Source organism: Capnocytophaga sp. oral taxon 338 str. F0234 (genome assembly GCF_000192225.1).
Lineage (GTDB): Bacteria > Bacteroidota > Bacteroidia > Flavobacteriales > Flavobacteriaceae > Capnocytophaga.
Genome location: NZ_GL872413.1, coordinates 2,125,182 through 2,138,804, shown reverse-complemented (window position 1 = coordinate 2,138,804; position 13,623 = coordinate 2,125,182). Strand labels below are relative to the sequence as shown.

General features: G+C 35.5%; 11 protein-coding genes. 5 read left to right on the top strand and 6 right to left on the bottom strand.

Going from position 1 to position 13,623, the window contains the following annotated elements; translation table 11 throughout:
* Window positions 1-47 precede the first annotated feature (47 nt).
* From HMPREF9071_RS09675 to HMPREF9071_RS09655, 5 genes are all read right to left on the bottom strand, one after another.
* On the bottom strand, window positions 48-2,444 hold the full coding sequence (locus HMPREF9071_RS09675) for a TonB-dependent receptor (protein WP_009746451.1): 2,397 nt from the start codon (window positions 2,442-2,444) through the stop codon (window positions 48-50).
* Window positions 2,445-2,675: 231 nt separating this feature from the next.
* A complete protein-coding gene (gene purD, locus HMPREF9071_RS09670) occupies window positions 2,676-3,947 on the bottom strand; it encodes a phosphoribosylamine--glycine ligase (protein WP_009746450.1) in 1,272 nt (423 codons plus the stop codon).
* A gap of 29 nt (window positions 3,948-3,976) precedes the next feature.
* Entirely contained in the window at window positions 3,977-4,930 is a 954-nt protein-coding gene (locus tag HMPREF9071_RS09665; RefSeq protein ID WP_009746449.1) for a phosphoribosylaminoimidazolesuccinocarboxamide synthase, read from the bottom strand.
* Window positions 4,931-5,061: 131 nt separating this feature from the next.
* Window positions 5,062-5,757, bottom strand: coding sequence for an OmpA family protein (locus HMPREF9071_RS09660; RefSeq protein ID WP_009746447.1), 696 nt, complete (start codon window positions 5,755-5,757; stop codon window positions 5,062-5,064).
* A 10-nt stretch (window positions 5,758-5,767) separates the two neighbouring features.
* Window positions 5,768-6,262: a lipocalin family protein gene (locus tag HMPREF9071_RS09655; protein WP_009746446.1), complete on the bottom strand. Its 495-nt coding sequence runs from the start codon at window positions 6,260-6,262 to the stop codon at window positions 5,768-5,770.
* Window positions 6,263-6,843: 581 nt separating this feature from the next.
* Between HMPREF9071_RS09655 and HMPREF9071_RS09650 the strand changes: the two genes are divergently transcribed.
* From HMPREF9071_RS09650 to mreD, 5 genes are all read left to right on the top strand, one after another.
* The gene (locus HMPREF9071_RS09650; RefSeq protein WP_009746445.1) at window positions 6,844-7,161 is read left to right on the top strand and encodes an HU family DNA-binding protein; all 318 of its coding nucleotides are present in this window, start codon (window positions 6,844-6,846) and stop codon (window positions 7,159-7,161) included.
* Window positions 7,162-7,377: 216 nt separating this feature from the next.
* Window positions 7,378-8,919: a ribonuclease E/G gene (locus tag HMPREF9071_RS09645; protein ID WP_009746444.1), complete on the top strand. Its 1,542-nt coding sequence runs from the start codon at window positions 7,378-7,380 to the stop codon at window positions 8,917-8,919.
* Window positions 8,920-9,730: 811 nt separating this feature from the next.
* The gene (locus HMPREF9071_RS09635) at window positions 9,731-10,759 is read left to right on the top strand and encodes a rod shape-determining protein (protein WP_009746441.1); all 1,029 of its coding nucleotides are present in this window, start codon (window positions 9,731-9,733) and stop codon (window positions 10,757-10,759) included.
* On the top strand, window positions 10,760-11,602 hold the full coding sequence (mreC, locus tag HMPREF9071_RS09630; protein WP_009746440.1) for a rod shape-determining protein MreC: 843 nt from the start codon (window positions 10,760-10,762) through the stop codon (window positions 11,600-11,602).
* Complete coding sequence (mreD, locus tag HMPREF9071_RS09625) at window positions 11,595-12,113, top strand: rod shape-determining protein MreD (RefSeq protein WP_009746439.1); 519 nt, start codon at window positions 11,595-11,597, stop codon at window positions 12,111-12,113. Before mreC ends, mreD begins: the two co-directional genes overlap by 8 nt.
* 51 nt (window positions 12,114-12,164) lie before the next feature.
* Here mreD and HMPREF9071_RS09620 read toward each other — a convergent pair whose 3' ends face one another.
* The gene (locus tag HMPREF9071_RS09620) at window positions 12,165-13,535 is read right to left on the bottom strand and encodes a TlpA disulfide reductase family protein (protein ID WP_009746438.1); all 1,371 of its coding nucleotides are present in this window, start codon (window positions 13,533-13,535) and stop codon (window positions 12,165-12,167) included.
* Between the last annotated feature and the right edge of the window lie 88 nt (window positions 13,536-13,623).

Sequence of the window (13,623 nt, the reverse complement as noted above, 5' to 3'; positions counted from 1 at the left end):
ACTCTCTGTTATACTGGATTTTCATAGTTATTATTGTCAGATAAGAATTAATTCAGTGACAAGGAGAGTCCCATAAAGTAAGTACGAGGATGTTGTGGTCCGTAGATATAATCAGCATCACGGTCTTTGCCTTTGTCAAAATCCTTCTGGTATTGGTCAAAGATATTCTTTACCCCTGCAAAAACCTCCAATTTATAATTATCTTTTAGAGTAAAAGCGTAGGAAGCCCGTAGGTTTTGCTCGTAAAAATTAGGTGACTTTACTATGATTTGTTCTCCTGATTCAGCATCAATTACATGAGGAACATACATTTGTCCTGTGAATACGCCATTATAGCTGAGCTTAAGTGGAGCAATAGGGTTATAGGATAGGGTAGTGTAGCCATATAGGTCAGGAGAGCGCATCACACGGTCAGAAGTAACCTTCTTGGGCGCAGCGGTATCCTCATTTTCCCAAATGGTTTGCTCCTCTGAGAAGCGAGATTGCTGGTAAGTAAGCCCTGTTTGCCATACCCATTTTGTTCCGAAGGAAAAATTCGCCTCTACATTCATTCCCATGATATTGAGGTAATCTGTAGCATTGGTTTTTAGCTTATGTTTGATATTGCCTATATCGGTGAGATCTTGGTTGATAAAGCGGTTATTAATACGTGTATAGAATCCCTCTAAGATAAGGTTTGCTTGGGTGTTCCCTTCTCTTTTAGTATAATTCAGAGAGGCAGTATAGCTATTGGAGGTTTCACTGGTGAGGTCTTTGTCTAATTCCACAAAGATAGGATCTCCATCCAATACCTCCGTATGTAAGTCCTCGTCAAAAGCTTGAGGAGCTCGGTAACCTTGCGCAAAGGAACCTCGTAGTTTGAGAGTTTCACTAAGGTCATACATGGCAGTAAGGCGAGGAACAAATTTGGATATCTGTTTGTTGGAATCCTTATCTACACCACCAAAGCGGTAGCTACCCTTGATATCTACATAATCATAACGGCTACCCCCAAGTAAGGTTAGCTTTTTTACAGGATTCCATTCCACTTGTAGGTAGTTGCCGTAGGTACGTACGGTTTGGTCTACGGAGCGATTTTGTCCTACATAGTTATCATTTACCTTGTCATACTTGTACTCACTTCCTAAAGAAAGGTTCAGTTCAGGAGTGATGGTATAAGCATATTGTGCACCACCTACACCTACTAATTCTGTAGTATGTCCGTACTTCGCTAATGCCTTGAAGTACTCTTTTTTGTCCTCTTCGCCGAGGGCATCAAAGTCTTCTTTGCTATTAACTGCATAACCTAAGCCACCTCCGTAATATCCATCTCTATCGGTATATTGGGCAGAAGTGTATAGGGAGAATTTGTGAGCAAGATCTTCAGAAAATCGTTCAAGGGAGAGATCTCCTGCTACAATGCGATGACGTAACTGCTCTGTAATATCGGATTCATGAGGAAGTAAGTCAAATTTGTTTCCTCCACGACGAAATTCATTGATACTGTTTAAGTTGAGTTTTATTTTACTATTCTCTGCAGGATTCCAAAAGGCATCTGCTCCGAAAGTAGTGTTATGTAGCTTGGTAATTTCCGAATAACTATCATCATTGGCATCGTAAGGCTTACGGTTACGTTGGTAGGCAAAGAGAGTGAGTCCCTTGTCAAAATCATCAGAGACTACCGATGCATTGGCAAAGAGAGTATTGTCAGGAGTACCGTCCTTAAGCAGAGAGAGACTATTGCCTACAGAAAAAGTATTGCGAGTAGGATCCTTGGTAAGGATATTTACAGTACCGCCTATAGCATTTCCCCCATAGAGAACGGATCCAGCTCCCCTGACAACCTCTACACGGTCAATCATATTGGCAGGAATCATCTCTAAACCATAAACCCCTGCCAATGAAGAAAATACAGGACGACCGTTTACTAATATCTGAGAATATGAACCTTCTAATCCATTAATACGTAATTGGTTAAAGCCGCAGTTCTGACAATTGGTTTCAGTACGCAGGCCAGGAGTGAAGTTAAGACCTTCAGCAAGACTTAGTGATTGAGTAGTTTCAAATATATGCCCTGTAACTTTACTAACCACCACTGGAGATTTATATTGAGGGATAATATTACGGGTGGCAGTAACAACCACTTGATCTATCTCTAACAAGTCCTTTTGCAAGACAAAATTCTGAGTGATAGTCTCTCCTTCAGTAAGAGATATTTTCTGGTTAATAGTTTTAAACCCTACGGAAGAAACGCTCAGGTTATATTCTCCAGAAGTAACTTTTATGGAATATTCCCCAGTGGCTTTGCTACTAGTACCTTTTACCTCATTTCCTTTACGCAGAATAACATCTGCTCCAAAAACAGGCTTCCCCTCAGCCGTAATTTTTCCTTTGAAAGTAACCTGTTGTGCTACAGAAAATAAAGGAATAAAGAAAAACATCATACAACGAATAATAGTTTTCATACTTGAAATTTTATTATATATAATACAGTAATTAAATTTTAGGCAAAACTAAAAAATATTTTTTATATACGAAAACAAAAATACAATTATTTTATTTTGTATAAGTAGTTGATTTATTTATAATTATGTATATTATTTGCTTAATGAGTAAATTTCGAGACAAAAAATAATGTAGAAACGTTCTTAATATGTACATTTCTACATTAAAAAATATTAAATTTTGAGGGAAAATTATAAGTCTGATCCGATATCTTTCCGGTAGTACATATTTTCAAAATATATATTTTTAATTTGACTATATGATTTTTTTAGAGCATCCTTAAAATTATGATCTAAGGAGGTAACAGCCAACACACGTCCACCCGCAGAGAGTATGTTTCCTCCTTTTTGGATAGTACCTGCATGGAATATAATGCTCTCGGATTCACTATTAAGTCCTGAGATAACTTTTCCTTTCTGATAATCCTCTGGATATCCGCCAGAAACCACCACCACGGTAGTAGCACTTTTGGAGTCTATAGAGAGCTCTATTTTACTTAATTCACCCTTAGCGGTAGCTTCCAAGAGGGCTACAAGGTCTGTTTGTATGCGAGGAAGTACTACTTCAGTTTCAGGGTCGCCCATACGTACGTTGTATTCAATTACATAAGGGTCTTCCTTCACTTTGATAAGCCCAATGAATATAAAACCATGATAAGTAATTTGCTCTTTCTTAAGTCCTTCAATGGTAGGCTTTATGATGCGTTCCTCTATTTTTTGCATGAAGGTAGCATCTGCAAAAGGTACTGGAGAGACAGCTCCCATGCCCCCTGTATTAAGTCCAGTATCTCCTTCTCCTATACGCTTATAATCCTTAGCCGTAGGAAGAATTTGATAGGTATTTCCATCGGTAAGGACAAAGCAACTAAGCTCTATTCCTTTGAGGAATTCCTCAATGACTACCTTTTGGCTGGCACTGCCAAATTTTTCCTCTAAAAGCATCTTCTTGAGTTCTGCTTGAGCTTCTTGTAAATCCTCTAAGATAACCACGCCCTTTCCTGCAGCAAGTCCATCAGCTTTTAGTACATAGGGAGCTTGCATACCCTCCAAGAAATGCAATCCTTCATTAAGAGTCTCTTTAGTAAAACTCGCATAGCGAGCAGTAGGGATATAATGACGCTGCATGAACTCCTTAGCGAACTCTTTGCTACCTTCTAAGGTAGCTCCCCTCTGTGAAGGACCTATAACGGCTATATGGGTAAGTTCGGGTTCTTCAAGAAAGAAATCAAAAATTCCCTTAACCAGAGGCTCCTCCGGTCCTACTACGACCATTTCAATATTTTTTTCTAAGCAAAAGCGCTTTATCTGAGAAAAATCAGTAGCTCCTATGGCTACATTCTCTCCTTCTAAAGCAGTACCAGCATTTCCTGGCGCAATATAAAGATGCTCACATAGGGGACTTTTGGAAAGTTGTTTGGCAAAAGCATGTTCTCTGCCCCCTGAACCTAATAAGAGTATATTCATTTGATTGAAAAATTAAGAATAAAGTGGGGTTATAGCAAGCTATGTAAGTATTCACTTACATTGGTATAGATACGCTCTTTAATATTATGAGTATCGGCTTTAATAAACTTTTTTCCCAGCAGATGTTCATAGAGTTCTATATATCGCTCGGAAATAGCAGCGATATGGGCATGGGTCATTTCGGGAATCTTTTCTCCTGCTTTGCCCTGAAAACCATTTTCAATGAGCCATTGGCGTACGAATTCTTTGGAGAGCTGTTTTTGAGGTTCCCCTTTCTTGAGACGCTCTCCATATCCCTCTACATAGAAATAGCGAGAGGAATCCGGAGTATGGACTTCATCTATAAGGACAATGGTGCCATTTTTTGTCTTTCCAAATTCATATTTGGTATCTACTAAAATAAGTCCTTTTTCTTTTGCCAATTCACTACCACGCTTAAAGAGTGCATGGGTATATTGCTCTATGATGGCATAATCATCAGCGGTAATAATCCCTTTTTTTAAGATTTCCTCTCGGGAAATATCCTCATCATGTAAGCCATTGTCTGCCTTAGTGGAAGGGGTGATGATAGGAGAGGGGAGGGGTGCATTTTCCTGTAGACCTTCGGGAAGTACAACTCCACAGAGGGTGCGCTTTCCTGCTTTATATTCCCGGGCGGCATGCCCCGCCAGATAACCACGGATAACCATTTCTACTTTGAAGGGAGTACATAGCATTCCTACCGATACATTGGGATCCGGAGTTGCCAAAAGCCAATTGGGGACAATATACTTGGTCTGTTCCATGCATTCGCTGGCTATCTGGTTGAGGATTTGTCCTTTGTAAGGAATCCCTTTGGGGAGAATGACATCAAAAGCGGAAAGCCTATCAGTGGCTACCATTACCAAAAGATCGTCTCCTATGGTATATACATCGCGTACTTTCCCTTTGTAGACAGTTTTTTGATTTTTGAAAGAAAAATCAGTGGAGATAATACTATTCATAGAGTTCTATTTTTTGGCAAATATACGAATAAAAATGATTAATAGTAAACATTTATCCATAAAAAAAGAGGCTACCCTTTTCGGACAGCCTCTTACAATAGAATAACTAAAACAATAATAACTATGAAAATTTATTTTTCTGCTTGTTGTTTTGCTTGTTCTTTCATTTTTTCATTAGGAACAATAACAACATTCACACGTCTGTTCTTAGCACGGCCTTCTGCTGTACTGTTATCATAAGCGGGCTGGGTAGCTCCGAACCATTTGGTAGTGAAGCGAGAGGCATTGAGTCCATTGGTAGTGAAGAAATTGGTTACTGCTTTGGCTCGTTTCTCAGAAAGAGTCATGTTATAAGCAGCTTTCCCTGTACTGTCGGTATGCCCTGCTACAATTACATTGGTATCAGGATATTCTTTAAGAACACTTACCATTTTGTTAAGGATGGTTTGTGCTTCAGAGGTAAGAGTGGCTTTGTTGAATTCAAAAGTAACTCCACTTTTTTCATCAAAAGTAACTACAATACCGTCATCTACTCGCTTTACTTCCGCACCTGGAATTTCTTCCTCAATTTTTTTAGCTTGTCTGTCCATTTGGTTGCCAATAATAGCTCCTGCAGCACCTCCTACAGCGGTACCAATAACAGCACCGAGTTCGCTATTGCCTCCGCTACCTACATTATTTCCAAGGATAGCTCCAAGGATAGCTCCACTGGCAGCTCCTACTACGGCTCCACGTTGGGTTTTGTTTGAGTTATTATAGGCTTCACAACCGGCAAGCAGAGAAGCCGTTACCAAAAATAAAGTTATGTTTCTAAATACTTTTGTCATAATTAATTATTTAATTTTTTGAGAAATTCATAGTGATTACAAAGGGCTTTCCATCCACACGGACAGTTTGTTCCCAGCGCATTTCATTTTCAGAGAGATATGCTAAGTGAAGACGTACTCCTGCATTGGTCTCGGACTGATACTTTTCATTGGTAGGCTTTAACAGAAAGTCATAATAACCGGTAGTTTTATCCATCTCTTGTACAGTAAAGATAAAATGACGATCTCCTCCTGCACATCCTGCCTTATTGATAGCATAGATACCACGATAGTTGTTAGGAACAAATTTCCAATAGCTACCCTCAAAACATTCTTTAGATGTATCATTTAGCAGGGTAATATCATATTTTCCTTTTTCATTATAGGTAATAGAGGAAAGTGTCCATTCTCCTTTGATTACTTTGTTAGCTTGACGGGTACCCTGTGTACTCTTAGCTATAGTCCCTTGTGTTTTACAAGAAATAGCTACTACACTGATCATGAATAAGAATAAAATTTTTTTCATTCGTCCTAAATTATTATATGTTTTGGGCGCAAAATTATTAGTTTTTTCTATTATTAATCTATTTTTTAGTGATATTTAACACTCTATAGCAATGTTTCATAGTCGCTAAGGTGTGTAAGTTATTTGTTATTAGACGATTAATATAAAAAACAAACAGATGATTTTTGATATATTTAACGGTTTATTAATAATGGAAGAGGATGCTTTTCCAAATAGTATAGTTAGGAACTAATATTGAAAATAAAATTTTTTGAAAGAAACTTTTAATACTATAGTCCAGAAATTCAAGTTTCTCTTAAGAGAAATCAAGGAGCAAAAAGCTCTTTCTTCCCCTAGAAAAATCCAGTATTAAGCCGTATTTGCTGTATTTATTACCTTATTATAAGAAAAGGAAAAATAGATAAAAAATTTTTTCTATTAACTTGTTGGTTTGTAATTTATTCGTATATTTGCACTCTCAAAACGATTGGGAAACAGAGGTAAAAAATAATTGTTTTTTAAGGGTAAAAATAAGAAAAAGATCTCTGTAAAAAAGTGAAAATGAACTAATTGAAATAACTTGTCTTTAAAATAGAAAAAATATGACAAAAGCAGAAATTGTAGCAAAAATCTCTGAAAAGTTAGGGATTGAGAAAACAGAAGTGCAAAACACTGTAGAGCACTTTATGGAGGAAATAAAAGCTTCTTTGGAAAAAGGAGACAATGTGTATTTGAGAGGTTTCGGAAGTTTTATTGTTAAAGCACGAGCAGAAAAAACAGGAAGAAACATCTCTAAAAATACTACTATCACCATTCCTGCACATAATATTCCTGCATTCAAGCCAGCAAAAGTATTTGTGCAAGCCGTAAAAACAAAGGTGAAAGTAAAAGCTAAAGCTAAAACAGCTAAAAAGAAATAAAATAACGGAGTATTAATTTTTTAAATTTCAAACGAAAATGCCAAGCGGAAAGAAAAGAAAAAGACATAAAGTGGCTACACATAAACGCAAAAAAAGAGCAAGAGCTAACCGACACAAAAAGAAAAAGTAGTTATATAACTACTTTTTCTCGTTTTGTTTGTTAAAAAAAGGTATTTTATATCTTACTGAAATATAATATATTAAAATCATAACAGAATGACCAAAGAATTAATTATACGTTCTGGGGCTTCTGATGTTGATTTTGCCTTACTCAAGAATGGTCGCCTAATAGAACTCCATAAGGAAGAGGATTCCTCGGGAATTGCCGTAGGAGATATCATGCTTGCTAAAATTCATAAACCTATTCAGGGACTGAATGCTGCCTTTGTGAATGTAGGTTATGAAAAGGATGCTTTTCTGCACTATCATGACTTAGGCCCTCAACTGGCTTCCTTGTTGAAGTTTATTAAGGAGGTTTCCTCAGGTAAGCTTAAGGATTACTCTCTGAAGGACTTTAAGCAAGAACCAGATATTAATAAGAATGGAGCTATAAGTGATGTGCTTAAAGCAGGACAGCCTATATTGGTGCAGATAGTGAAGGAACCTATCTCCACCAAAGGGCCGCGAATAAGTTCAGAGCTTTCTATTGCTGGACGGTATTTAGTATTGGTGCCTTTTTCAGAAAGAATATCTATCTCTCAAAAAATAGAAAATAAAACTGAAAAAGAACGATTACGAAGAATTGTCCAAAGTATCAAGCCTAAGGGGTTTGGAGTGATTATTCGTACAGTCGCTCAGGATAAAAAAGTAGCTGATTTGGATAGAGATTTGCAAAATTCCTTCCAAAGATGGGTACAGATGTGTAAGAAAATATCTCAGGGGACTTTTCCCTCCAAGATACTTAGTGAAATGAATAGAACAGGTGCCCTTCTTAGGGATATGTTTGATAGCTCTTTCACGGGAATCCATGTGGATAATGAAGCCCTTTATAATCAAATACGAGATTATCTACAAGAAATTGCTCCTGAGCAGGTGAATATTGTTAAACTATATAAGTCCTCAGTGCCTATTTTTGAGAAATTTCATATAGAAAGGCAGATAAAAACAGGATTAGGACGTACGGTTTCTATGACTAAAGGTGCTTATTTGGTGATAGAGCATACCGAAGCCCTACATGTAATAGACGTTAATAGTGGAAATCATTCTAATAAGGCAGAAAATCAAGAAACTACTGCTTTTGAAGTGAACCTGATAGCAGCAACTGAAATTGCCCGACAGTTACGATTAAGAGATATGGGAGGCATTATTGTAGTGGATTTCATAGATATGAGTAATGGAGAGAACCGACAAAAACTCTTTGATGCACTCAGAGAAGAAATGAAAGATGACCGCGCAAAACATAAAATATTACCTCCAAGTAAGTTTGGACTTATACAAATTACACGCCAGCGTGTACGTCCTGAAATCAACATCAAAACCAAAGAAGAAAACCCTAGTAAATTAGGAGAAGTAGATGCTCCTATAGTTCTTATAGAACAGATTACTACTACACTTGAAGAAATTATTTATCAAAGCAACTACAACGGAAGAATTACTTTAAATATACATCCATTTATAGCGGCTTACCTAACAAAAGGTATTTTCTCTATACGTTTTAAGTGGTTTTTGAAATATCAAAGATGGATACGTATCCTACCCAGAGATGCATATTCGTATCTTGAATATCGTTTCAAAACAAAGGAGGGAACTCCTCTGTAGTTTAAAATATTTAAGAAGCTACTCTTTTGAGTAGCTTTTCTCTTCCTTCTTTCTTATAAAGGATAATAATGTCTTTAATGTGATATTTGTTGTAGCATCGATTATTTTTAAAGCTATCTTTATTGTAATATACAAATAATAATATTTTATTCAATAAAAGATTAAAAAATGTATTATAAGTTCATATTTTGCATTTTATGAGACTGTATTTGAGTATAATATATGTAATTTTGTAAATAAATTTATATAATCATAATATTGTTGTTTAAATATTAAAAATTTATGTATAAAGTTAAATATGTTTTAAAAATTATAGGTGTTTATTGATTTTTTATAACTTTGCAATGTTTTAAATGAATTGATCTGTAAAAAGAGTTTTTCCTGGCCTTTTTGAGCGTAGAGGAATAGAATTATTATGAGATGAAAGAATAAATTCATGTTCGTTAGCCTTTTGGAAAATATAAAGAAGAGGAATTATGAGTTCTTTAGAATAAGTATATATTTTTCTGTGAGCTACCCGTATAATAATCATATTTTTTAAAATGAAAGTTATTAATATTCAATAAATCTTTTATGTTTCTTAGTAGGTAAAACCATTCTAAAACAGAATGGTTTTATTTTTTAAAACATTGTGAACTAATTATTTGTAGTAAAGTTGACAAAAATAATAAAAAACATTCTGCTTAATGTTTTTTCTTTGAAGATTTTTTGTTATCTTTGACGGCTAAAAAGTAGTTTTTGATTACATTTAAAAAACACTTATATTTTTCTTAATTAAAAAGATATTTTAATATAAAAATAAAGGAATATAATGGGACTTTTTGATTTCTTAACAGAAGAAATAGCGATTGACTTAGGAACTGCCAATACACTTATTATTCATAAAGATAAGGTTGTAGTGGATAGTCCCTCTATAGTGGCTCGTGACTTGAGCTCTAATAAAATCATTGCAGTAGGAAGAGAAGCACAGCTAATGCAAGGGAAAACTTATGAGCGTATCAAAACCGTTCGCCCACTTAAGGATGGAGTAATTGCTGACTTTGATGCTTCCGAACAAATGATAAATGCCTTTATAAGGAGTATCCCCCCGTTGAAAAGGAGATTCTTCTCTCCCTCCCTTAAAATAGTAGTGTGTATCCCTTCCGGAATTACTGAGGTGGAGATGAGAGCGGTAAGAGAGTCCTGTGAAAGGGTTAATGGTAAAGAAATATTTCTTATTTATGAACCTATGGCAGCTGCCATAGGAATAGGGTTGGATATTATGCAACCGAAAGGGAATATGATTATTGATATAGGAGGAGGAACTGCAGAGATAGCAGTCATAGCCTTAGGAGGGATTGTTTGTGATAAATCTGTAAAAATAGCGGGTGATGTCTTTACCAATGATATCATCTATTACATGCGTACACGCCATAACCTCTATATAGGAGAAACTACAGCCGAAAATATAAAAATTAATACAGGTGCCGCCATTGAGGAAATTGACTCTCCACCTGATCCTATGCCTGTACAAGGAAGAGACCTCCTTACCGGAAAACCAAAACAAGTGGAAATATCCCATCGGGAGGTAGCTAAAGCCTTAGACAAATCCATCCTTCGCATAGAAGATGCTATTATGGAGACACTTTCCCAAACACCTCCAGAGTTAGCAGCAGATATTTATAATACAGGAATCTATATGGCAGGAGGAGGCTCCATGCTCCGTGGCTTGGACAAACGTATATCCATGCGTACAGACTTACCTGTATATGTAGCTGAAGACCCTCTTCGTGCTGTGGTGAGAGGAACAGGAATTACCTTGAAGAATATTCAAAAATTTAAAACTATCTTGATGAAGTAGATGCGCCTTATCTTATTATTTTTTAAACGACAGAAGGATTTTTTAGTTTTTTTAGTACTCTTCTTACTTTCCTTTGCGCTTGTGATTGATGCAAATTCATTTCAAAAATCTAAATTTCTGTATATCGCAAATGGTGTAACAGGGAATATTTTTCTTATTCAAAATGGCATTGAAAAGTATTTCTACTTAAAGCAACAAAATGAATCCCTTTCACAAGAAAATAGAAGGCTACAGGAAGAATTACTTAAAATAAAAGCAGAACGTTTAGAGGAATTATCACAAAAACCTATTTTGTTATTCTCTCCAAATACTTATTCTGTTTTCCGTGCTGAGGTAATTAAGAATAGTTACCATTTGGCAAAGAATTACCTGATTATTAATAAAGGAGAGAAGGATAGTATACGTGAGGATATGGGGGTGGTTTCTCCACAAGGTATTGTAGGAATTATTGATAAGACTTCAAGAAATTTTTCTTCAGTACAATCTGTATTGAATTCTTTATCTAAGATTAGTGCAACCCATCTGAAATCTGGTTATTATGGTACTCTTTCGTGGGACGGCAAGGACCCTACAGTAGTGCAACTCTCGGATATCCCAAGTTTAGCTACTATCTCAGTAGGAGATACTATTGTAACTGCAGGGCATTCTAATATCTTCCCAAAAGGAATTCCTATAGGAAAGGTTAAAGATGTCAATGCCAATACAAGGGATAACTCTTTGCTTTCTAATGTAATACTGTTCTCAAATATGAGGCAATTACAGCATGTATATGTTATTAAGAATAGGGAACAAGAGCAGATAAAAGAATTAGAAGAAGAAATACAACAAACTCAGAATGAATAATCTAATCTATATTTTTCAGCTATTAGGATGGGTACTTCTACAGGGGATTATTCTCAGTAATATAAACTTATTTGGGTATGTGAATCCAGCCTTGTATTTACTTTTCTTTATGACCTTTCCTTTTTTTGAAAATAAAACACCTCTGCTTATTTTGGCTGTGTTAGCAGGGCTTATTATTGATATTCTTTCCCATACAGGAGGGGTATATACCTGTGCTACCTTGTGTGTGGTATTCTTAAGACCTATATTAGTACGTCTTTTTTTTGGACAAACTTTTGATGAACAGTTTATTAATCTGCGACAAGTAAGTCTTACCTTACGAATCCTTTATATCTTTTCTTTTGTTCTTATTTTTCATCTTATTTTTTCCATTTTGGAAACATTTCAATGGCAATTATGGTTATTTTCTCTTCATAAAACTTTGATAAATGTACTTTTTTCAGGAGTTGTATGCTTACTTGTAGAACAAATAATAGGAAATCCTAAGCGGAAAGAGGAATCTTATAGATAAAAAAATAAGGCTTTATACAAGCCTTATTTTTTGTTTTCATCCTATTCAGGGTTATAGGAGTCCTTTTAAAGTAGCTTCAATAGTTGGACTTGAAGGTCTCTCTGCATTGGCGCTTACAATTTTTCCATCTTTGTTAATAATGATAAAGGTAGGGAACTGAAGGATATTATATTCTTGTATGAACTCGGATTCAAGAGCTTTGTCTGCAATGAGTTGCACTCCTTTTAATTGTTTTTCAGTAACCATTTTTTTCCACGCTTCTTTGTTCTCATCAATAGAGATACTTACGAACTCTATATTTTTACCATGGAATTTAGCCTCTAAAGCCTTAAGAGCAGGAATCTCCCCAATACAAGGTTTGCACCAAGTAGCCCAAACATCTATGTATACTACTTTCCCCTTGAAATCATCTAAGGAAGAAGTTCCCCCATTGAAGTTTTCATAGTTGGTGAACTTAGGAGAAGGATTCCCTGCAACTAACTTAGTGGCAATATCATAAGCTTTCTTAGCTTCGTCTTTAGTTTTTTCATTAGTTGCATTTTTGTTGATGAAGTCAAAGATTAGTTTGTTCTGAGCATTCCCAGGCGTGATAAGAGGTAGAACTCCCTTTGCCAAATCAGCACGAATATTAGCAGATTTTAAACTATTTATAGTGTTTATAAAGTTTTCTACCTGTTTAGGGTCATTAGGATTACTTAAGAGATTAAAGTATTCACTACGTACTAAGTCTCTGTAGGAATCTACTAGGTCATACTCTTGTGCATCATCAAAATTGATACTTTCCTTCTCTGCAAAGAAACCATCTGGGAGTATAGCTTCCCTTCCAGAAAAATAGCTATAATAAGTAGGATATACAATTAGATATTCTATGAATTTATATTTAGACCATTTTTCTTGGTTCTTTACAAATTCTTCATTGAAATTATAAGGTTTTAACTTTTCATTGAGTTCATTAAGAAGAGACTTTATATTTTCTTTGAACTCCTGAGGTTTTTGTCCAAATAGGTTGGAGTCAGCGCCATTGATTTTATCAAAAACGAAAGCATTTTTTTCTATCAAGAATTGTGTCTTTTTAGCTTCTTCTCCGGATACTTGTGTCTTGCTAAGATCTTCATTAAGTGTAATATCAAGATTAACCCCTTTATTTAAATAAATAGGTGTCTGAACAGCGGGATTTTCATGCAAATAGTAGAAAGGATTCTCTCCTAAGTCCTTGATGGTATCTCGGAAGGTTCCATCTGCTGATACAGGAATTTCCCTTACTACCTCATCATTTTGTAATAAGAGTAACTTTTGATTTTCTTCTGGGGAGAATACCTTACCAGAGATAACGGCATAATCTATATCTTTTTTCGTTGCCTTATCTCTACAAGCAGATAACAAGCTAATGGCAGCTATACTTGTAATAAAAATTCTTTTCATTTTATTCCTTATTTCTGAATTGAATCACAAAGTTAAAAAAAAAGAATAAACAAACAACATTTACAGGATAGATAACAACCTAAAATAT

Bases quoted from the DNA above. Each gene is read 5' to 3' on its own strand.
- HMPREF9071_RS09660 (WP_009746447.1), bottom strand. From the start codon at position 5,757: ATGACAAAAGTATTTAGAAACATAACTTTATTTTTGGTAACGGCTTCT.
- HMPREF9071_RS09675 (WP_009746451.1), bottom strand. From the start codon at position 2,444: ATGAAAACTATTATTCGTTGTATGATGTTTTTCTTTATTCCTTTATTT.
- mreC (WP_009746440.1), top strand. From the start codon at position 10,760: ATGCGCCTTATCTTATTATTTTTTAAACGACAGAAGGATTTTTTAGTT.
- HMPREF9071_RS09620 (WP_009746438.1), bottom strand. From the start codon at position 13,535: ATGAAAAGAATTTTTATTACAAGTATAGCTGCCATTAGCTTGTTATCT.
- HMPREF9071_RS09645 (WP_009746444.1), top strand. From the start codon at position 7,378: ATGACCAAAGAATTAATTATACGTTCTGGGGCTTCTGATGTTGATTTT.
- HMPREF9071_RS09650 (WP_009746445.1), top strand. From the start codon at position 6,844: ATGACAAAAGCAGAAATTGTAGCAAAAATCTCTGAAAAGTTAGGGATT.
- HMPREF9071_RS09655 (WP_009746446.1), bottom strand. From the start codon at position 6,262: ATGAAAAAAATTTTATTCTTATTCATGATCAGTGTAGTAGCTATTTCT.
- purD (WP_009746450.1), bottom strand. From the start codon at position 3,947: ATGAATATACTCTTATTAGGTTCAGGGGGCAGAGAACATGCTTTTGCC.
- HMPREF9071_RS09665 (WP_009746449.1), bottom strand. From the start codon at position 4,930: ATGAATAGTATTATCTCCACTGATTTTTCTTTCAAAAATCAAAAAACT.
- mreD (WP_009746439.1), top strand. From the start codon at position 11,595: ATGAATAATCTAATCTATATTTTTCAGCTATTAGGATGGGTACTTCTA.
- HMPREF9071_RS09635 (WP_009746441.1), top strand. From the start codon at position 9,731: ATGGGACTTTTTGATTTCTTAACAGAAGAAATAGCGATTGACTTAGGA.